At 46.9% G+C, this 20435-nt stretch carries 17 protein-coding genes; 6 read left to right on the top strand and 11 right to left on the bottom strand.

All coding sequences use genetic code 11. From position 1 onward, the window contains the following. Nucleotides 1-82: 82 nt before the first annotated feature. Nucleotides 83-2140 (top strand): carboxy terminal-processing peptidase, encoded by a 2058-nt coding sequence (locus G517_RS0103225; RefSeq protein ID WP_028303207.1) that lies wholly within the window; start codon nucleotides 83-85, stop codon nucleotides 2138-2140. A gap of 114 nt (nucleotides 2141-2254) precedes the next feature. Here the strand turns inward: G517_RS0103225 and tmpT are convergent, their stop codons facing one another. Both tmpT and G517_RS0103215 read right to left on the bottom strand, forming a co-directional pair. Continuing rightward, complete coding sequence (gene tmpT / locus G517_RS17580) at nucleotides 2255-2923, bottom strand: thiopurine S-methyltransferase (protein ID WP_036590250.1); 669 nt, start codon at nucleotides 2921-2923, stop codon at nucleotides 2255-2257. A gap of 115 nt (nucleotides 2924-3038) precedes the next feature. After that, nucleotides 3039-3374 (bottom strand): DUF1820 family protein, encoded by a 336-nt coding sequence (locus G517_RS0103215; RefSeq protein ID WP_028303206.1) that lies wholly within the window; start codon nucleotides 3372-3374, stop codon nucleotides 3039-3041. 219 nt (nucleotides 3375-3593) lie between these two features. On the opposite strand from G517_RS0103215, the gene miaB reads away from it, so the two are divergent. From miaB to lnt, 5 genes are all read left to right on the top strand, one after another. Then, nucleotides 3594-4937 carry a tRNA (N6-isopentenyl adenosine(37)-C2)-methylthiotransferase MiaB gene (gene miaB / locus G517_RS0103210; protein ID WP_028303205.1) on the top strand — a complete coding sequence of 448 codons (1344 nt, stop codon included), beginning with the start codon at nucleotides 3594-3596 and terminating at the stop codon, nucleotides 4935-4937. 129 nt (nucleotides 4938-5066) lie between these two features. Next, the gene (locus G517_RS0103205) at nucleotides 5067-6164 is read left to right on the top strand and encodes a PhoH family protein (protein WP_051205965.1); all 1098 of its coding nucleotides are present in this window, start codon (nucleotides 5067-5069) and stop codon (nucleotides 6162-6164) included. Nucleotides 6165-6167: 3 nt separating this feature from the next. Continuing rightward, complete coding sequence (gene ybeY / locus G517_RS0103200) at nucleotides 6168-6674, top strand: rRNA maturation RNase YbeY (RefSeq protein ID WP_028303203.1); 507 nt, start codon at nucleotides 6168-6170, stop codon at nucleotides 6672-6674. A 49-nt stretch (nucleotides 6675-6723) separates the two neighbouring features. Further along, nucleotides 6724-7572 carry a CorC family transporter gene (locus G517_RS0103195; protein WP_028303202.1) on the top strand — a complete coding sequence of 283 codons (849 nt, stop codon included), beginning with the start codon at nucleotides 6724-6726 and terminating at the stop codon, nucleotides 7570-7572. Between the two features lie 229 nt (nucleotides 7573-7801). Further along, complete coding sequence (lnt, locus tag G517_RS0103190) at nucleotides 7802-9394, top strand: apolipoprotein N-acyltransferase (protein WP_051205963.1); 1593 nt, start codon at nucleotides 7802-7804, stop codon at nucleotides 9392-9394. Between the two features lie 379 nt (nucleotides 9395-9773). Here lnt and G517_RS20685 read toward each other — a convergent pair whose 3' ends face one another. From G517_RS20685 to dinD, 9 genes are all read right to left on the bottom strand, one after another. After that, nucleotides 9774-9935, bottom strand: a complete 162-nt coding sequence (locus G517_RS20685; RefSeq protein WP_157833138.1) for a hypothetical protein — start codon at nucleotides 9933-9935, stop codon at nucleotides 9774-9776. Between the two features lie 262 nt (nucleotides 9936-10197). Further along, nucleotides 10198-10977, bottom strand: coding sequence for an MBL fold metallo-hydrolase (locus tag G517_RS0103180; protein WP_211224229.1), 780 nt, complete (start codon nucleotides 10975-10977; stop codon nucleotides 10198-10200). An 89-nt stretch (nucleotides 10978-11066) separates the two neighbouring features. After that, the gene (locus G517_RS0103175) at nucleotides 11067-12080 is read right to left on the bottom strand and encodes a hypothetical protein (RefSeq protein WP_028303199.1); all 1014 of its coding nucleotides are present in this window, start codon (nucleotides 12078-12080) and stop codon (nucleotides 11067-11069) included. Nucleotides 12081-12100: 20 nt separating this feature from the next. Then, on the bottom strand, nucleotides 12101-12982 hold the full coding sequence (dapA, locus tag G517_RS0103170; RefSeq protein ID WP_028303198.1) for a 4-hydroxy-tetrahydrodipicolinate synthase: 882 nt from the start codon (nucleotides 12980-12982) through the stop codon (nucleotides 12101-12103). A gap of 214 nt (nucleotides 12983-13196) precedes the next feature. Further along, nucleotides 13197-13973, bottom strand: a complete 777-nt coding sequence (locus tag G517_RS17575) for a M48 family metallopeptidase (protein ID WP_036590245.1) — start codon at nucleotides 13971-13973, stop codon at nucleotides 13197-13199. A gap of 29 nt (nucleotides 13974-14002) precedes the next feature. Further along, complete coding sequence (locus tag G517_RS0103160) at nucleotides 14003-17359, bottom strand: type I restriction endonuclease subunit R (protein ID WP_028303197.1); 3357 nt, start codon at nucleotides 17357-17359, stop codon at nucleotides 14003-14005. 89 nt (nucleotides 17360-17448) lie between these two features. Further along, on the bottom strand, nucleotides 17449-18342 hold the full coding sequence (locus tag G517_RS0103155) for a GIY-YIG nuclease family protein (RefSeq protein ID WP_028303196.1): 894 nt from the start codon (nucleotides 18340-18342) through the stop codon (nucleotides 17449-17451). Next, nucleotides 18339-19514, bottom strand: a complete 1176-nt coding sequence (locus G517_RS20410; RefSeq protein ID WP_084632038.1) for a restriction endonuclease subunit S — start codon at nucleotides 19512-19514, stop codon at nucleotides 18339-18341. Before G517_RS20410 ends, G517_RS0103155 begins: the two co-directional genes overlap by 4 nt. Before the next feature lie 59 nt (nucleotides 19515-19573). Continuing rightward, nucleotides 19574-20434, bottom strand: coding sequence for a DNA damage-inducible protein D (gene dinD / locus G517_RS0103145; RefSeq protein WP_028303194.1), 861 nt, complete (start codon nucleotides 20432-20434; stop codon nucleotides 19574-19576). Nucleotide 20435 lies beyond the last annotated feature (1 nt).

The following is a 20435-nucleotide window of genomic DNA, read 5'->3' as shown; positions in this document are numbered from 1 at the left end:
CCCTATAAAATAAATGCCCTATTCATAAGTTGCTGTGGTTGCTCCCTTTACGCCAAAGAGACATCCAAGCTCGGAGAGTTGAATGATTGCCACGGTTACCCGTCAAATATTGACCCGTATACTTACCGCCTGCTTGGTAAGCGGCCTTATTTTTAGCACGGCATATGCTGAGCAACTTGAGCCGACTAAAGATCAAAAGCAAGCTGCCCTAGATATCGTTGAAAGACTAAGCTTCGGGCACTATCGAAAAGTCGAATTAGATGACGCGCTGTCACAGCAAATCTACCAACACTTTCTAGATCAACTCGATAGCAATAAAGCCTACTTCACTCAGAAAGAGATTCAGTCTTTCAACCGCTATCAAACAGAGTTGGATGATTACTTAAAAGAAGGCGAATTAGCGCCAGCTTTTGAAATCTACAACCTATATCAAGAAAAAATTCAAGCCCGCTTAGAGAGTCAAATCAAGCAACTGGATGCCTTCTCTGACGATCATGCCTTTGACCGTTCCGACGCTTTAATTATCGACCGAGAAAAATTTGCTTGGTCCGAGAGTGAAGCAGATCTTGATCAGTTGTGGGCTAAGCGCTTAGAAAACAGCCTGTTGAGCCTAAAGCTTTCTGGGAAAACAATACCGGAAGCCAAAAAAACGCTGAAACGTCGTTTAGAAAACCAACTGACACGAATCGCTCAAACCCGTAGTGAAGATGTGTTTCAGATTTATATGAACGCCTATACACAGCTTTATGACCCGCACACTCAATACCAATCTCCGCGGAACTCTGAAACCTTTAACATCCGCATGAAACTATCCCTAGAAGGTATCGGCGCGCTACTGCAAACGGAAGACGAATTTACTAAGGTTGTTAGCCTTGTACCCGGCGGCCCAGCGTCTCAAGCAGGCGAGCTAAAACCGGCGGATAAAATTATCGGTGTTGGTCAAGACGAAGGCGATATTATTGATGTGGTTGGTTGGCGTTTAGATGAAGTTGTTGATCTGATTCGCGGCCCTAAAGCCAGCACGGTACGCCTACAGATCATCCCCGCTAACGCAACCGACAACAGCCAAACTAAGAGGGTATCGATTGTACGAAACACCGTAAAACTTGAAGATCAGGCGGCTCAAAAATCCATTGTCACCCTTAAAGAAAACGACACAGAACGCAAAATTGGTGTGATTGATATTCCTGCTTTTTATGTCGATTTTGATGCCTGGCGACAAGGCAAAGAAGATTATCGAAGCACCACCCGTGATGTTGCTCGCTTAATCGACGAACTAAAAACAGAAGATATTGATGGACTGGTTATCGACCTTCGCAACAATGGCGGCGGCGCATTACAAGAAGCTAACTCGCTTGTTGGTTTATTTATTGAGCGCGGCGCAACGGTTCAAGTTCGTAATGCAGAAGGCCGTATTGATATTTTAGGCGACCCTGATCAGAACGTAACCTACGCAGGCCCCATTGCTGTCTTGGTTAACCGCTTAAGTGCATCGGCTTCTGAGATTTTTGCCGGCGCTATTCAAGATTATCAGCGTGGAATCGTGATTGGCAGCCAAACCTTTGGTAAAGGTACGGTTCAATCAGTTGCCCCCCTTGATCATGGTCAGCTAAAACTAACCCGTGCTAAATTCTATCGTATATCCGGTGAAAGCACTCAGCACACAGGCGTACATCCTGATATTGAATACCCAAGCCTTGTGGATACCGATCAAATTGGTGAAAGCGCCCTTGAATTTGCTCTACCGTGGGATAAAGTGCAATCCGTACAACACAAAAAATACAGCCCTATGTCTCTATGGCTACCAGAGCTACAAGCACGCCATCAGACTCGAGCAAAAGAAGATCCAGATCTTATGTTCTTAGCCTCTCAGCAAAGCCTTCTAGAAGAGATGCGCGCGGTTAAGCAGGTCAGCCTGAACGAGAAAGCCCGTCAAGAAGAGACCGATCGTATTGAAGCTAAACAGCTAGCCTTAGAAAACCAACGCCGTAAAGCAAAAGGCTTAGAAGCGTTAGAATCCCTAAGTGATGCGGAACAAGGCGAAAAAGATCCGAACAAAGATATTGAACTGGTTGAAAGTGGCCGTATCTTGCTGGATATGATTCAACTTGCGAATACCTCCATGGCGGAAGTTAATTAACGGATAAGTCTTAATAAACCAATTCTAACTCTAACAAAAAAGCCGTTGCACAACTGTTATCACTAACGGTTATGCAACGGCTTTTTTGCGATTTACAAGCCAGTCCACGAGCGATTACAAGCCAGCGCTTTTTCTCTGCCGCCCCGATATCGCTTTTAATCCTTTACGCAGCATCCTATAGACCACATCAGTCACCTGTCGATCATCTTCTTTCAATCGCGTCACCGTTTCTATCTCAAAGTTAGCACCGAACAACCATTGAACCTCATCACTGTTGACAGAAAAAGGTGGGCCAGTGGGTTTTCCGTGCTCAAGACTTACCAGCAACATTTCTACCGCCGGAGATAACATCTGCGCAAGGTGGAAAGCATAGCGATGGCGCTTTGCATCGGGCAAGGCCACTAAAGAGGCTCGATCATAAACCGCCGTCACATCAACCATATGCTGACGGTGCAGGTGAAAGATATCACCACAATACAGCTGGTAAGGCCCAGCCTGATAGCAGCTCAATTGATCCGCTATTTCAGCACGCGAAGGCACTAAACCCTGTCCTGAGAAAAACTCCAAAACAGCGGTTTCACTCAGCTCTACACCAATAACCTGCCACCCCTGCTCTGCCAGCCAAACCATATCATTTGATTTGCCGCATAAAGGAACGAAAACAACACGAGCCTGACGCTCTGGCGTATTGTTCCAGTACGCCGGTAGCGAAGGGTGTACGTCATCCTGATGAAAGCCAATTCGACCTTCTTCCCAACGTTGATGCCAGAATGCTTTATCCATGACAGAGATCCATTGTTTAGATAAGTGACGGTTATGGTGAACCAAGCCTGCTAAAAAATCATTGCGGCTTTAGGCCTGTTTTTCAACAGGCTTACTCAATTATGTATTCGGAGAACTAGGTATTCGGAGCACTAGGAATCGGTCGGCCAGGAAAGTGCGCCACGTTACTATCAGAAACCCACTCACTGACCTTAGGCACGCCTTCACGCTCAACTTCATCAATACGCACAATCGAGTTGTAAGGCACATAGCTTCGCTTCACATCAGCAAACTCTTGCTTCAGTTTATCCTCACTAGGGTCGATCAACACTTGGCTCCGCTCGCCAAAAACAAACTCTTCGATCTCAATAAAACCAAAAAGATCACTTTGGAAAATCTGACGGGCATAAACTTCATACACTTCATTTTTATTTAGAAAAATAACCCGATAGATACTACCGATATCAGCCATAAAACACCCTAATCAAACAATAACAATAAACCGCAGAGCATAGCACAGAAGCCCACTGAGCTACGGCTAAAACTCTCTACTAAAACACTCTTACAGAGATTTTCTTTACAAAGCCTATGCGCTGAACTTATCGGCTCGTATAATGGTGCGTTTTTCATCAGCATCAATTTGATCGATGCGCCCTCTTTTCTCTTTTAGAATTCAGAACAGGTGTTTTTCATGGCTAAAAAATTATTCATCAAAACCCATGGGTGTCAGATGAATGAGTATGACTCCTCGCGTATGGCTGATCTTCTAGGTGAGAGTCACGACCTAGAATTAACCGACAATGAGCAGGAAGCCGATGTTGTCCTACTAAACACCTGTTCTATCCGAGAAAAAGCTCAAGATAAAGTGTTTCACCAACTGGGCCGTTGGAAAAAATTAAAGGATAAAAATCCCAAGCTTGTGATTGGTGTAGGTGGCTGTGTTGCCAGTCAAGAAGGGGATAACATTCGTAAGCGTGCCAAGCATGTTGATATTATATTTGGCCCACAAACCCTGCACCGTGTGCCGGAAATGATCGATGCTTCACAGAAAAACAAAATAGCCGTGGTTGATGTCACCTTCCCTGAGATTGAGAAGTTTGACCGTTTACCTGCGCCCAAAGTTGAAGGTGCCTCTGCCTTTGTCTCTATTATGGAAGGCTGCAGCAAATACTGCACATTCTGCGTGGTGCCTTACACCCGTGGTGAAGAAGTCTCTCGTCCGTTTGAAGATGTTATCGCAGAGGTTGTCCATCTAGCGGAACAGGGCGTGCGTGAGGTTAATCTACTGGGCCAAAACGTGAATGCCTATCGCGGCACCAATGAAGAAGGCGATGAAATTGATCTAGCGGAACTGATTAGCTTTGTCGCAGCCATTGACGGTATTGAGCGCATCCGCTTTACAACGTCTCATCCCGTTGAGTTTAGCGATAGCCTGATTCAAGCTTACAAAGATATTCCTGAGCTGGTTAGTCATCTGCACTTACCGGTACAAAGTGGCTCAGACAATATTCTGGCAGCCATGAAACGAGGCCATACTCGGGCAGAATATATCAACAAGATGAACCGTATCCGTGCCAATCGCCCAGATATTAGTTTCTCTTCTGATTTTATTATCGGCTTCCCAAATGAAACCGATCAAGATTTTGAAGACACCATGAACCTGATTGCAGAGATCGGATTTGATCACTCCTTCAGCTTTATTTACAGCCCTCGCCCAGGAACACCAGCATCGGATATGCCTGATAGCATACCTGACGATGTAAAAAGTCAGCGTCTCAATATTTTACAAGAGCGTATTAATCAGCACTCAATGCAAATTTCTCGGCGCATGGTGGGTAAAACCGAACGTATTCTGGTCACGGGCTTTTCATTAAGAGATCCCGGAGAATTGCAGGGTCGTACCGAGAATAACCGCGTCGTTAACTTTCCTGCGGAAAACCCTATGGATCTGATTGGACGCTTTATTGATGTCACCATCACAAAAGCTTATCCCAATTCATTACGCGCGGAACGCATTGATGAACTCAGTTACTAACATATCGCTCAGTTAACGGCCGACCCGTTAATATGTCGCTGAGTTAATAAGATTTAAGCTTTTTGTCACACCCCTGTACGACACTGCCTCAGAACAATCCGAGGCAGAGATGCTCAAGGGTGAAATAAGATGTCAGCTAAAGCAGGCCATACTTTGAACAGTCAAACTCATATTTTAAAGCTCAACTTAGAACCTAATGACGCACAACGTCTGGCGAATCTATCGGGCTTGCATGATGAACATCTACGCTTAATCGAAAACCGGATGAGCATTATCATCCGCAATCGTAGCAACCAATTTCAACTGGCCGGTGAACTCAATCATGTCAAAGCGGCAGCTGCATTAATAGAGACCCTTTACCAAGATACGGCTAAAAACCAGCTCACCCCTGAAGCGATTCATCTGCACCTGCAAAGTTCGGGGATTACTGAACTGCTTAGCACAAGCAAACAAGACACTGTAGGCGCTGCAGACGAATATATTACCTTGCGCACCCCTAAAGGTACGATTAAGCCACGGGGCCCTAACCAGCAGAAATATGTTCGCACCGTACTCACCAATGATATTAATTTTGGTGTTGGCCCTGCTGGTACAGGTAAAACGTATCTGGCGGTTGCCTGTGCAGTGGAAGCGTTAACCAATGATGAAGTGCGCCGTATTCTTTTGGTTCGCCCAGCAGTAGAAGCCGGTGAGAAGCTAGGCTTTCTACCAGGTGATTTATCACAGAAGGTCGACCCTTATCTGCGCCCGCTATACGATGCGCTCTATGAAATGCTGGGCTTTGAGCAGGTCGCCAAGTTGATCGAGCGTAATATTATTGAAGTAGCGCCGCTTGCTTATATGAGGGGGCGAACCCTCAATAACGCGTTTATCATTCTGGATGAAAGCCAGAATACAACGCGGGAACAGATGAAAATGTTCCTAACCCGTATTGGTTTTGGCTCCACAGCCGTTATTACCGGCGATGTCACCCAGATTGATCTACCCAAAGGACAAAAGTCTGGCCTTGTCCATGTACTCGACGTACTAGATGGCGTAGAAGGCGTTGGCGTAACGCGCTTTGACTCAAAAGATGTGGTGCGTCACCCCATGGTGCAGCTTATTGTTGAAGCCTACGATAAGCACGAGGCAGAAGCAGAGCTTAAAGAGCAAGAGGATCGCAAAGCCCGCGAACTTGCTCGTGAAGCTGCTCTTGCGGCAAGACAATTATCGAATAAGCCGGATTAAGTGATGACCGAAGCCATTATCGATCTGCAACTTGCTTGCGATACCGTCAATACTTGCGATGGCAGCTCTCTATCGACCAGCCCGGCAACCCGTGATCTACCCACCGAGGCAGATCTGGCGCTATGGGTACAAACGGTGCTTGATGCCCATGAAGATACGGGGCACGAGCTAACCGTGCGCATTGTCACTCAAGAAGAAAGCCAACAGCTGAACCACCAATACCGTGGAAAAGATAAGCCGACGAATGTCTTATCTTTTCCTTTTGAGTCACCACCGGAGGTTGTATTACCTTTGCTGGGTGATCTTATTGTTTGTGCGGATGTCGTAGAACGGGAAGCACTAGAACAACATAAGACATTGAAAGATCATTGGACGCACATGATTATCCATGGATGCTTGCATTTATTGGGTTATGATCATATAGAGGAAGAGGAAGCCGAAGAGATGGAATCTCTAGAGATTGAACTTCTGGCTAGCCTCAACATAAAAGACCCCTACTATCTGGATTAAGGCCATCCACTCATATCCAGAATCAGGGACATAAAGGAACCGCATTAAAATGAGCGAAGACCGATCGAGCAACAGCCAAGGTCAACGATCCTGGCTAAGAAACATCATGACAACCCTAACCGGCGAGCCTAAAACTCGCCGTGAGCTTCTTGAGTTTATTCGCGATGCAGAACAGCGCCTTCAGCTGGACGCAGAGGCGATGAATATTATTGAAGGTGCTTTGCAGATCAATGAGATGCAAGTTAGAGACATCATGATTCCTCGTTCGCAGATGGTTGCTGTTAAGGATGACTGGCAGCCAGCAGATTTTTTACCATTAATTATCGAGTCAGCCCACTCCCGTTTTCCCGTCATTGGAGAAAACTCGGATGAGGTTATTGGTATTTTATTGGCTAAAGATCTGCTTCCTCTGATACTAAAAGGGCAGCCGGAGGCATTTAATCTTCGGGATATTCTACGCCCAGCAACCTTTATCCCTGAATCCAAACGCCTTAACAGCCTTCTCAGTGAATTTAGAGTTAAGCGTAACCACATGGCTATCGTGGTGGATGAATACGGCGGTGTTGCAGGTCTTGTCACCATTGAGGATGTTTTAGAGCAGATCGTTGGTGATATTGAAGACGAGCATGATACCGATGAAGATGATATGGATATCCGTGTTATCGATGACCATCAGTTTATTGTTAAAGCACTGACCCCTATCGAAGACTTTAACGAAAACTTCCGAACACATTTTAGCGATGAAGAATTCGATACCATTGGTGGTATTGTTATGCAGCGCTTTGGCCACTTACCAGACCGAAATGAAACCACCATGCTTGAAGGTTTAGAGTTTAAAGTACTAACCGCAGACAATCGCCGCATCAGGTTGCTGCAAGTGAATAAACCTTCTGCGTAAATTCAACTAAATCTCTTCTTTGAATCGACCCTAATGGACAGATCCCGCAGGTCGATTCAAAACCTTTCTTTTCCCAAGATCCCCGCCGATATTTTCAAGCTATCCTTGTGGAATAATACGAAATCATAGACCTCGCTCACAATATAAGGGTTTCCAAAATCTACATGTTTTAAGTCGTATAGGCTTTTGATAGGCTGCTAGCACGAAAAATTCATAGGCTTTATTAAGCATGGCATTAAATAATAAGTTTCGATCATCCGCTATCCAAAAACTTTCCACACAACACGGGCTGCACCGTTACTTACTAGCAACACTTGCTGGCTGGTTGCTCCCTCTCTCTTTCGCCCCCTATAACTATTGGCTTATTACTCCTGTTGCAATCACCCTGTTACTACTGGCGATACGTGGGGGCCATCAGAAAAGAACCCTTAACGGAAAAGCATCAGATGACGCACATTCATTTAAATCCAACGCCTATGTCGGCTGGTTCTTTGGCTTGGGTTTTTTTGGCAATGGGGCATCTTGGGTCTATATCAGTATTCATGACTTCGGCTATACCGGCATACCTCTTGCGTTAATACTCACAACCTTGTTTGTCATGGGACTCGCGCTTTTACCTGCCTTGCAGATTGGCCTGTTTCAACGGATGTTTTACCCTGTTTCGCCGGTATGGAGCTTTCCAGCCCTATGGGTCTTATTCGAGTGGTTACGTAGCTGGTTGCTTACAGGGTTCCCTTGGCTCTATGTCGGTAATAGTCTTGTCGACTCCCCAATCTCTGCTTGGCTACCTGTTGGCGGTGTCTATCTAGGCAGTTTCTTACTGGTTATGACTGGCAGCTTGCTCTTCCAGCTTATTCAAAAAAAGTTAAAACTACGCACCTTTATCGCTTGGTTTGTTTTTATCTTTGCCGGTGGTCATTTACTCAATAGTATTCAATGGACACTACCTTCAACCCATGGCCCTATCGATGTTGCCTTGGTTCAGGGTAATGTTGATCAGAATGAAAAATGGCAATCAAAACACCGTCAACGCTTTTTGCAGCTCTATCATAATCTGTCTTTAGATATTCAAAGCAGCGGGCTTGTGATCTGGCCTGAAACCGCAGTACCTTTACTCTATCGCTACTCAGACAGCTACTTTGATAGCGTTATGGCTGACCTACCAAAGGGTACGGCGCTAATAACGGGGATACCGCAACAGGCTAATCCTGATAGTGACCAGCAACCTCAATTTTATAACAGCATCATGGTAAAAGGTGCAGGGGAAGGCTTATACCAAAAGCAAAAATTAGTACCCTTTGGCGAATACGTTCCGCTAGAGTCGTTTTTACGGGGCGCAATCAGTTTCTTTAACTTACCGATGTCTAACTTTATTGCCGGTAGTGAAGACCAACCGCTTCTCATTGCCAAAGGTTTAAAGATAGCTCCCTTTATCTGCTATGAAGTGGTCTACCCTGAATTTGTTCGCCAACAAGCTAAAGAGAGTGACCTTATGGTGACGATCTCTAATGACAGCTGGTTTGGGCACTCAGTAGGGCCATTACAGCACCTACAAATGGCTCAGGTTCGAGCGGCAGAAAATGGGCGTTATATGCTTCGTGGCACAAATAACGGCGTGACCGCTATTATTGACCCTAAAGGTCGTATCCAAGTCAGCGCACCTCAATTTGAAGAAGCCATCGTCCGTGGTGAAGTACACGCCATGTTAGGGCATACACTCTTCACCAAACTTGGTAGTACTCCCATATTAATGTTATGTGCTTTAGTCCTTGGTATTCAGTTAATACAACGCCGCCGACAGCCTAAATTACAGCTGTTTTGAAAGGGGTTTTAAAAAGTATCCTAAAACATTCGAGCCATTAGTGCACATGCAGCATTCCACGCGCACCAAGAGAGGGCAGCTTTAAAGCATCAGAAAGAACCTAAAGAATCGTTTTATATTTGATATAACAATATAAAAACATAACCTATTGATTTATAAAGAAATAAAATTTATTGGCACAAGCAATGCAATAACTAAAGTGTCCAACGCAGGACTTGGTTGTTAGTACTTAGCTTATTATTCGAGGCTTTTTTAGCCTTTTGAATGGCGTTTATCTTGAGCTGCCCCCAGCTCGGATAAACGCTTTTTTTTGCCCAAAAAAGCCCAGTCTATGCTGGGCTAATAACGGAGCAATCATTAAGGTCTATTTCTGAACAGCTTATTTCTGAACAGCCCATTCCTGAACCACTGGATCTGATGCTATCGGATAGAAACACTCCGTATCCCCACCCTCTGTGAGCCAAACCGACTCCCAGTCAACAACATTTTCCATCGATGAAATCCAAAGATCTAGAACCTCTAACTCTTTCGAATGAAACATGGCAAACCCTCCCTCTGCTCATGATCAAATGTCTTCGCTATGTAACGAAGTCCTATTGAGTATAGGCTCTTTTAGCAGGAGGTATAGCCTTTCAGTCTTTCTGAAGCCCTTATAAATAAAGGGATTCTAGCACTATCGACAAAAACTACTGATATACCAGTTGGTTAGGATTTTCTTTAGGTCATAACTTTTTTGTGACAATCTGTGAAGCGGCAGTGCAGCAAAATAGAACCCTCATTGCCAACGTTTACTCCATGCTCATCTAGAACCTAGTTTGCAGGCTCATCCAGTGCAAACCTGTGTCTTGGTCAATAACGGGAACCTCATCGGCACAACAACCCAGCGCTTCAGCCAAGCTTTGTTGAGCCAACAGATCCGTGTTGTTCTTATCACTAATATGGGCCGCAACCACATGCTGCAGTTTATCGTGGACGAGCTCCCTTAGCAGCGATTGCGCTTGCCCATTGCTTAAGTGGCCATAGGCACCGCCGACCCGGCGTTTCAGTTTCAGAGGATACGAACCCTGTTGCAGCATAACCGGATCATGGTTCGCCTCTAATATCAGGCCGTCACAGCGAGCATAGCATTGGCGAATATGGGATGTAATACTGCCAAGATCCGTCAGTACGCCAAGACGCATAGCGCCGTCACCTACCACATATTGAATTGGCTCTTTGGCGTCATGGGGAACAGGTACCGGCTCAATTTCAAGATCACCAATGGCAAAGCGTTTATGGCTACTGATTAAGCGTAGATCAGGAACCTTACCCAAGCGCCCAGTCAGATGAGTACCATGACTGCAATAAACCGCCACACCACAGGCCCGCGCCACACGTCCAACACCACCAATATGATCACCATGCTCATGGGTTACAAGAATACCATCAAGGTCTTCCAGGGCTAGGCCCAAGCGCTCTAAACGAGCCTTGGTATCTTTCACGCCAAAGCCGCAATCAATAAGAATACGAGTGTTGCTTTTTTCAATCAGGGTGGCATTACCCCGGCTTCCACTACCAAGAGAGGCAAAGCGTATTGCAGTCACGAATGATTATTCCGAAGGGGGTGCCCCAAAAGCATCCATACTTCTGGGGGCACATATTTAACGCACGAACAGATCGCAAGAGGCGGGATCTAGTTCAACAGTTTACGAATACTGCCCAGCACTTGGCGAGCACTCTTAGGATTAACCGCCTGCCCATTCTGCTGAACCCGAATATCGACAGGACTAGAGCCTGTCAGCACCAATTGATAAGAGTGCTCAGGGCCGGGGCTTGTAGCCCAGCGAGTAAAAAAGTTGCTGCGATCAGCTTCCGGCACCCAGATAATCGTAAACTCTCGCTTAACAACATCCGCACTTACCAACTTCTGTTCGCTCTCTTGAAACTGCTCGGTCAATAGCAACTCTAAACCAATCCAAGTACGGGCAATATCAGCACCAACCTTCAAAACAGGGTCCTGACCACCAGAAGATTGAAGCACAATAGTCTTCTCTCGGCTGATATTTTGAGCCAATAAAGACACACTCTGAGAGCCTGAATCAAGATCACCTAGACCGGTATTAATCTGACTTAATAATGCTTTAGCCGTGCTATCGGTACGCACCGTTTTATCTTGATTTAAGAGTTCAAAGTCACTAGAACCGCCGCGTAAACCTTGGCGTAATTTGGCGTAAACCGGCTGGGCACTAAGCTGTGTATCCGGTACAAAGGACAAACGACCTGTTGCAGGATCTGCTGTTTTTACAATCCAATTGAGCCGTTCAAACTGCTGCTGAAGTAAAGGCCAAGCAACTGCTGGCGCATTAGAGATTGCAAGCCAAAGTCTAGGCTCAATATTACCGGCACCGGCGTATTCTTTTAATGCTGAAGGCGGTAAATCTTCATTAACCACCGGTAAAGCATCTGGGCGTGGCACAACAAAATCATCATCCAGCTTTTCTTGTCCGCCAATATCTGGCAACGGCATCGCCTGCCTAAACTGAGAGGCATTAGCTGTCGCAGGTAACGTTATCGCAGGATACTCTTTTGCATCGACATAATCGGTTTTACGATCATAGTAATAACCGGAAGAACTGCAGCCGGTGAGCAGAAAGCCGGTCAGCATAACGCTGCCGGCTGTTAGTCTTATCAAGTCCTTTTTGGACATTGGTGTTTTTTCCTGAAGGGTTATCCGATGATACCGGCGTGTTGCAGTGCTTCACGAACCGTTGCATGGTACTGGTCAGATAGAATCGTTAATGGCAAACGAATACCCGTTTCCATCATTCCCATCTCATGAACAGCCCATTTCACTGGAATAGGATTTGACTCAACAAACAAAGCACGGTGCAAAGGCATCAGTCGGGTGTTGATCTGATGTGCCGTAGACGCATCACCACTTAGTGCTGCCGCACAAAGCTCAGACATCTGGCGCGGAGCAACGTTCGCCGTTACCGAAATATTACCGTGACCGCCTTGCAGGATAAAATCAGCTGCGGTTAAATCATCGCCAGAGAACAGCAAGAAGCCAGAACCTTCTAAACGACCCATCAACTCTTTACCACGCTCAACATCACCGGTGGCATCTTTAAGAGCAACAATGTTATCCAGCTTGCTTAAGCGCACCACGGTTTCATTGTGTAGATCAACAGCGGTTCGTCCCGGCACGTTATACAGAATAACCGGCAGATCACTGGCTTCAGCAACCGCTTTAAAGTGTTGGAACAAACCTTCTTGAGTCGGCTTATTGTAGTAAGGCGTGACCGACAAGCAGTAATCTGCCCCTACTTTCTTAGCAAATTTGCTCAGCTCTACCGCTTCAGCGGTATTGTTAGCGCCTGTACCTGCAATAACCGGAATACGTCCATCAACCTGCTCAACAACCTTTCGGATAACATCAAAATGCTCGTCAAATGACATCGTGGTCGGCTCACCGGTGGTTCCCGCCGCAACAATAGCGTCGGTACCGTTTTCCAGATGGAACTCAACCAGACGATGCAGTGCTTCCCAATCGATATCGCCCGAGGTAGTCATTGGGGTTACCAATGCAACAATACTGCCCTTGATCATCTGTTGTCTCCGAAAAAAACGCGCAAAAAGCGAAAGCCCAATGGTACTTTTGCCCTTGCCTGAACACAAGCGTCTGACGAATACAAACCCGTAATTCTGTTGGTTGGTTTCAACATAAAATAAAAATACTAACTATATTGTGAAAAATCGTTTTCCCGAATCGAGATAAGAAAGACAAACCAAACGGTTAGAAAAACGGAACAAAGCTCTGTCGTTACTGCCCAAACGACTTCTGATAACCTTCTTGCAGATACCTCCCCGCCATCCCATCCAGCCGTTCTTTCGTCTTTTCCCACTGCGGCATCACCTGTTTCATCAACCGATAAAAACGCTCACTGTGGTTATGTTCCGCAATATGACAGAGCTCATGCAGGATCACGTAATCGATGCCTTCACGGGGGGCTTTAATCAAATGCAGATTCAGGGTGATACGGCCATTGGGTGAACAACTGCCCCACTGGGTTTTCATTGTCAGGATACGAAGCGGCGGTTTACCGCTAACCCACAAGGTCTGTTCCAGAAGATCATTCAGGCGCTTAGCAAAGAGCTCTTTTGCTCGGGCCTTGTACCAATCATTCAGCAATTGCTGAACCTTCTGTGGGCTTTTCTGGCGAACGGTTACTTCCAGTTTGCCGCGCAGCAGTTTTACGCCCTGGGGCTGTTCTGATGTCTCTATGACCTTGAGTAGATACTGCTTCCCCAGGTAATAATGGCTCTCTCCGCTGATATAGCGACGGGGGGTGATATGTTCCAACTGCCGGCGAAAATCACGCAGCTGCTCATAAATCCAGCGGGCACGCTTTTTCACGGCCTGTAGCACGGAAGCATCTTCTGCCGCCGCCGGTGCCGCCACAACTACCCGGCAATCTGGATGGACTTTAATCTGAACCTTACCGGTGGCTTTCGGGCGTTTCTCTCGCAAAAACGAGATACATTCGTCGCCATAGTAAAAACTCAGCCACCGGCCTTCCGGGTAGATAGGAACACTCATTCTATTTCTGATTGCCGCAACAAATGAGATCAGCGAGCATGATTAAGTCCAACACGGGTGATCTGTACTACCATTTCGACCAGTTTCTTTGCCTGATCCATTCCGGCACCTATAGCTTTGGCTTCTTTAAACATCAATGGCAGCAGCTTTTTACGGATATCCGCCTCAATGTTATCCGGATTAATGGAGTTTTCTGCAACGGCTTGCGACACATAACCATCAATATCAAACGCCAGAGCCACCCACTTGTCCTGCACCTGCTGATCGGTAATAGCAAAAACTTCCGGCAGTACCTTTTTAAAGACGCCAAAATAAGCCTGAGCATGACGATTATCCTGGAATACATCCGGGATATCCGGCAGCTTCCGCTGCTCTGCCTGTTCCGCAAACTCCTGAAATAACATGTACTGCTTTAACGGATGGTCAAACAGCTTCTCTGCCTCTTCAATCGCCTGACGCAGCAGTTTTGAGAAAGCCTCCTGAGCATAAGGGTCATCCTGCATCTCCTGCTCAATCATGCGGGTGACACGGGTTTTGATAATGTCCGTCTCGTTGCGGGTCTTTTCCTCAGTCCATTTCTCCGGCTCCTGAGACTGGCCCATTTTGCCAACTTCGTAAGCGCCTTCAGACTCCCGGATATCAACACCAACCACATGCTTATCCAGCAGCTTTTTCACCTGAGCTGCATAAGCGTCGTAATCCACCTGTTCGCCGGTATCCTGTTTCACCAACTGACGCAGGCTAGACATCTGTTTGACGGTTTCTTTGTAGTGCCGACGATCCTCATCGCTGAAGCTCTTATCTTCAAAAAAGGTGGTCGATTGCAAGGCGACCTTCAGGCAGCTGGCAAAGTTAGTCAGCGCCTCGTAGAAGTCTTCCCGTTTTTTCAGATGGGTGTCCACCAGTTCTCCGGGAATACCCGCAGCGGCATCACCGCCACGCTCTTCTATTTTCGGCACCAATACCTGACGTAACGGCTCGATATCCTGCTTGTTTTTGACGCCATCAAAAATGGCCCACAGGGTTTTGTACAGCTGAGGCAGGCGTTTATATTCTGTACTCATCGGGTCGTACAGACCTTTAATATCATCGATGTCATAGCCGCCCTGAGTGCGAGAGGCCAGGTCCTGATACTTGCCGATGGTGGTATCCAGTTCTGCCAGAATGCCCCGATAGTCGATTAAATAGCCAAACTCCTTTTTCGGGTGCAGCCGGTTCACACGGGCAATCGCCTGAATCAGGTTGTGGCTTTTTAATGGTTTGTCGATATAGAGCACCGCATTTTTGGGTTCATCGAACCCAGTGAGCAGCTTATCCACCACAATCAGTATGCGCAGCGGATCTTTGTCATCAGCGAAACGCTGCACCATACGGCGGGTATAAACCTTTTCATCTTCCGAGCCGACATTTTCTTTCCACCAACGGGTGACTTCCGGAAGCGCTGATTCATCAATGGAACTATTACCCTCCCGCGTATCCGGCGGACTCATAATAATGGTGGATTCAAAACGGCTGCTTGCTGGCAGCAGGACCAAGGCCTCATCCAGATATTTTTTGTACTTAACCGCAGAGGCTTTACTACCACAGGCCAGTTGGCCGTTAAGGTCATCATCCAGGTTATCGGCAAAGTGGCTTGCAATATCACCGGCGATCAGCTGGATGCGGTCATTAGCCTGATAAAGCTCGCCTTTTTTGGCGTATTTTCGTTTCAGATCCGCCTTCTGCTCTTCGCTCAGGTCGGTGGTGATGCGATTAAAGCCTGCATCAATCGCCCGCTCGTTAACATCCAGATCAGGGATACGCTCCTCATACAGCAGAGGAGTAACGGTTTTATCCTCAACCGCCCGCTGCATAGTGTAGGCATGAATGATTTTGCCAAACTTGTTTTCGGTTTTATCATCTTTCAGCAGTGGTGTACCGGTGAAAGCGACGAAGGCCGCATTGGGCAGCGCCTGACGCATCTGGATATTGTTTTCACCGTCTTGACTGCGGTGACCTTCATCCACCAGCACGATAATATCTGAGCTGTCATTTTTACATTCCGGCAGCTTGGTTGCGGTATTAAACTTCTGAATCAGAGAGAAGATAATACGCTCATTGCCTTTGCCGATCTGCGCAGCCAGACGACGACCGGAAGTAGCCATGGCAGCGCTTTTATCTTTCTTACTGGCCAGTTCACCGCCCGAGGCAAAAGTAGCGCTTAGCTGCGTTTCCAGATCCACTCGGTCGGTAATCACCACTATTCGGCACTGTTTAAGATCATCATGCAGGATCAGGGTTTTGCTTAAAAGCACCATGGTCAGCGACTTACCGGAGCCTGTGGTATGCCAGATCACACCACCTTCGCGGCCACCGGTCGTTTTGCGCATTTTGATACGCTCGATCAGTGCCTTAATGCCAAATACCTGCTGATAGCGGGCAACAATTTTGCCGTTTTTCTTATCAAAAAGAGTGAAGTAGCGCACCATCTCGAACAAGCGTTCAGGACTTAACAGACTAATCAGCAGCTCATCCTGCCCGGAAACTGAGAGCTCTCCGGCAGCGATCAGGCTTTCATACCAATCACGGTCTGCCGGTTTGCGGTGGCTGAACAGATTATCCAGCTGAGCGGAGGTGAGCTTGGTGTTTTTAATCACCAACTTATCCGTATCGGTCAGCTCCTCTTCACGCCAGGCCGCCCAGAACTTATCCGGGGTTGCACAAGTGCCATAACGACCGTCATAACCGTTAATGGACAGCAGCAGCTGACTGTAGGCAAACAGATGGGGGATCTCATCCGGGCGCTGGTTACGCAGACACTGGGAGATGCCCTCAACAACCGTTGGCCCGCCACCATGATGAGAGCTGCCATCTGGGCGCTTGGCTTCAATCACCACCAGCGGAATACCGTTTACAAAACAAACGATATCCGGGCGTCTTTTATCCTGATGAGAAGAACCCACACCACCAGAGCGGCTGACCGTAAACTCTTCGGTAAAGGTGAAGCTGTTATTCGTGATGTTTTGCCAGTCAATCAGAGCGATGGTCGGACTGACCTTTTTGCCATCGACAAATTCCGTAACCGAGATACCGTACAGCAGGTGGTTGTAGATCTTCTCGTTAGCATTGAGTAAGCCTTCATTCAGCGCCGGACTGCAGATCTCAGCAATCAGGTTATCGATGGATTTCTGCGACAGAGGATACTGCTGACCGGCATAGGTAAAACGGCGCTTTTGCAGCTCTGCCTGAAGGATCTCCCGCAGAACTACCTGATCGAATTTACCGCCACGGGCCGCCAACGCCTGATCCGGTGGCAAAAAAGACCAACCAAGGTTGGTTAGTAAAGCTAAAGCAGGCAGTTTAGCGCTGTATTCTTCCTGGAATTTGGGGGCCGTTAGGGTGGTCATTCCTTATCCTTGCGTTGCCTCTGTAGCTGCAAAGCTACTTAAATTCAATGTAAATTCGAAGAGTTGTTGCCGGCGGCAGTTGTAAACTTTTAGTTTACAACTGCCTGTTCGGCCCTTTCACTGACAGTCTCAAGCGTACGGCCTTGGTAATCATTCAGGGTCACCCCCTGCTCTGTTTTCCAATCAACCCAACCATTGGATGTAGCCAAAAGCAACAACATCGTAGCAGCACTAGGGGTTTGAAACAGATAATCACGTTGAAACACGAAGCGGCCACCTTCTACAGCAATCACACCTTTAGCCAGAAGACTATCCCGTTTATCGTAAAAACGCTGTTCCGTCTTGCGCTTTGTCGTCATGGGAGCTGAAGAGCCTTTCAAGACAACCATGCCTTCATTGGTATAAATACCATGCGCATCAACGCCAGTACGGCGACACTTAAAAACCCGAGTGGCAGTGTCAGAGGCTGACTCTGTTAGCGGTTCAAAAATGGGATACCCCAGAGTAGCCAATAAAAGCCTGGCGATATCATGGATTTGATCGCAGTCAGCTTTCAGTGGAATCGGTGTATGGGGCTTTTGGCCACCATTGCCATTCTGAAGGCTATAGCGCTGGCAATTTTTTGCTGTTTCAATGGACAACGATTCTAAATAGAGTACATGGGTTTGTGTCAGGTTATTGGTAAGCGAGACCAATACAAGCGCTCGCTCCCAATCTTTTTTCTCATCTCTATGATGCTGTATTAGGCGAGCGCCTACTTCACCCGACTGACCAATATACAACTCATCTTTGTTTTCCCCAGAGACTAAAAAATACAATCCGACCTGTTTAGCCTCAGGCAGTGCTACAAACTCAGCAATATCGCTTCGGGGTACTTCAATCAACCTGAGTATCGAAGTTGTTTGTTCTGCAATACGAATACCGGCTGGATCACCGCTAGGTAGAAATATCTGAATAGTACGAGGCTGTTTATTTGATGTCATGCGGCCTCCATGTCGTCAGTTTTCACCCGGCGTTTACCCGTGAGTAGCTGCTGCATCAGAGCTTTTTTCTCTTGTTTCAGGTGATCCAGCTTCTGCTGCAGGATGGTGATTTCCTGATCGGCGGTGGAGAGAACAGCAGCGATTTTTTGTTGCTCCTCTTGTGAAATAGGATAATCAACCGATAGTGCCTCCAAATCTTTCTTTTGGATATTAGGAAGACCAGATCCAACTCGAAGTCTCATGATTTTGGATTGATTGAATTTCAAAAGTTGGTATGTGAAGTTCAAGTCAATTTTAAGGTTCTTAATGGCGTAGCAATGACCGCCACACCAAAATCTGGTCGATTGGAATCCTACAAAACCACAAGAATTTCCACCTTCGCTGACTGTGGTGGTGTTGGCTTCCGTATTATATTTACTCGTATATCCAGAAGGCTCAATGCCGCCATTTATCACCGCATATTCGCCAGATTTTGAAAGAGTGTCTTTATTAAGTTGATTCCCTTTTGATATTTGGAGGAGCTTTTTGAGATGATGGCTTTCCCACTCCCCGCTAAACCTCTCTCCATTCTTATCCAGCAGGCGTTTTTTCCCTGTCAGTAATTGCTGCATCAGCGCTTTTTTCTGCTGCTGACTGTTGGCAAACAGTTGTTCGGTAGTGGTAATGGCCTTATCCCAAGTAAACAGGATTTGGGCGATTTTCTTTTGCTCAGAGAGAGGGGGGAGGTTAACCGGATACTCTTGAATTAGAGTTGTATCCAGCCGTCCCGTACCATGACCAGCTGTACTCACGAGCTGGCGGATTTTGTGCTTTTCCGCAACTAGCAGGAAAGATAGAAATAATCCATCCACGGATGAAACAGGTATAAGTGCCTTCACATCCTGATTAAACGCCACCTCTCTGGTTGCATAGCCAACAGGAAAGTTTTTCAACAAAGTCATCCCTCTAACAAGAATCAGAGACGAACCTTGTGGAGCTTTCTTCGCAACGTTAAACCCCTCACGACTCAAGGTATCAATACTATCTACCAAGTAGTGTGTTTTCAGATCCTTGCCTGAGACCCAAGGCTCTGATCCGCCCCAATATTCAGCTTTTTGTTTGCTAGGAGTTCCGCCAGACATAAATTTGGCCAGATCTCCTATTTGGGCTGGCTTCCACCCCTCAGGCACCATAACCCAGCTCCTTTAGGTACTCAGACCATTCCGCTTTAAACCATTCCATCAACATACAATCACTCATGGGCATCATCTCCCAAACCCAGTGCATCAGGATTTTTAATGGACTTTTTCTCTGAAGAAGCCAAACGACGTTCCACTTTTTTAACATCTTCCGCTGGTGGCAGGTGTTCAGGTCGAATGCCGCGATTTAGTAAGGTATCGCGTACAGCCTGATTATTGGTAACGTGCTCATGGGAGATTTGTTGTTCCCGTGTCATCTGTTGCCCTCGGGCATTGTGAATAGTGATCTCGGTAGCAAAGTCTTTTGCTTTAAGAATAATGGTCGGTGCAAAATCAGCTAAGGGACGATTATCCGGCACCTGCCACTGGGCTTTCATCGCTTTGGTATTTCGTCCAAACAGGGCAGTATCACCTTTGCTGCGGATCAAAGCGAAGTTGTTATTGCCTCCAGTTTGTTCATAGATCACATCGGAAAGCTCTTTTTCAGTGGCTGACAATTTCTGTCTGGCCTGAACCCGCTCTGCTTCTAACAGACGCTGTTCGATTAACTCGGCTTTGCGGGTTTGCATGGCGAAATAGGTTTGGGCGAAAGCAATCTGCTGCTTACGGGAATCACCATTCTGAGCAATCAGGTAGCAGGCGTAGCGGGTGAGCATCACATCGTCGATTTCACGCTGGCTGCCGGAGCCAAGCTCGACCATTTTCCCGACGTCAGCAAAATGGTCGGGCACCTCATGGCCGCTGACTTCACAGGCGGTTTTGGCTTTGGATATCACGCTGACAAAGTTGTCCCACTTGCCATAGCCCAGCAGGTGCTGAAGGTCTCGCGCTAGCCAGTACTCCACACCGCCTTCTGTTTGCTGGGCATGGCCCTCAAAGGTTGCTGTAAGGGACTGAATTTGTTGCTGTTCCATA

It is taken from the genome of Oceanospirillum maris DSM 6286, from assembly GCF_000422865.1.
Classification (GTDB): Bacteria; Pseudomonadota; Gammaproteobacteria; order Pseudomonadales; family Halomonadaceae; genus Oceanospirillum; species Oceanospirillum maris.
The sequence above is the reverse complement of the archived record's forward strand: the minus strand, read 5'-3'. Positions and strand labels throughout refer to the sequence as shown.

Excerpts from the sequence above, each read along its gene's own strand:
- G517_RS0103160 (WP_028303197.1), bottom strand. The coding sequence starts at position 17,359 with ATGACCACCCTAACGGCCCCCAAATTCCAGGAAGAATACAGCGCTAAA.
- G517_RS0103215 (WP_028303206.1), bottom strand. The coding sequence starts at position 3,374 with ATGGCTGATATCGGTAGTATCTATCGGGTTATTTTTCTAAATAAAAAT.
- dinD (WP_028303194.1), bottom strand. The coding sequence starts at position 20,434 with ATGGAACAGCAACAAATTCAGTCCCTTACAGCAACCTTTGAGGGCCAT.
- dapA (WP_028303198.1), bottom strand. The coding sequence starts at position 12,982 with ATGATCAAGGGCAGTATTGTTGCATTGGTAACCCCAATGACTACCTCG.
- tmpT (WP_036590250.1), bottom strand. The coding sequence starts at position 2,923 with ATGGATAAAGCATTCTGGCATCAACGTTGGGAAGAAGGTCGAATTGGC.
- G517_RS0103205 (WP_051205965.1), top strand. The coding sequence starts at position 5,067 with ATGTCAGCTAAAGCAGGCCATACTTTGAACAGTCAAACTCATATTTTA.
- G517_RS17575 (WP_036590245.1), bottom strand. The coding sequence starts at position 13,973 with ATGAGTGTTCCTATCTACCCGGAAGGCCGGTGGCTGAGTTTTTACTAT.
- ybeY (WP_028303203.1), top strand. The coding sequence starts at position 6,168 with ATGACCGAAGCCATTATCGATCTGCAACTTGCTTGCGATACCGTCAAT.
- G517_RS20410 (WP_084632038.1), bottom strand. The coding sequence starts at position 19,514 with ATGGTGCCTGAGGGGTGGAAGCCAGCCCAAATAGGAGATCTGGCCAAA.
- G517_RS0103175 (WP_028303199.1), bottom strand. The coding sequence starts at position 12,080 with ATGTCCAAAAAGGACTTGATAAGACTAACAGCCGGCAGCGTTATGCTG.
- lnt (WP_051205963.1), top strand. The coding sequence starts at position 7,802 with ATGGCATTAAATAATAAGTTTCGATCATCCGCTATCCAAAAACTTTCC.
- G517_RS0103155 (WP_028303196.1), bottom strand. The coding sequence starts at position 18,342 with ATGACATCAAATAAACAGCCTCGTACTATTCAGATATTTCTACCTAGC.
- G517_RS0103195 (WP_028303202.1), top strand. The coding sequence starts at position 6,724 with ATGAGCGAAGACCGATCGAGCAACAGCCAAGGTCAACGATCCTGGCTA.
- G517_RS0103225 (WP_028303207.1), top strand. The coding sequence starts at position 83 with ATGATTGCCACGGTTACCCGTCAAATATTGACCCGTATACTTACCGCC.
- G517_RS20685 (WP_157833138.1), bottom strand. The coding sequence starts at position 9,935 with ATGTTTCATTCGAAAGAGTTAGAGGTTCTAGATCTTTGGATTTCATCG.
- miaB (WP_028303205.1), top strand. The coding sequence starts at position 3,594 with ATGGCTAAAAAATTATTCATCAAAACCCATGGGTGTCAGATGAATGAG.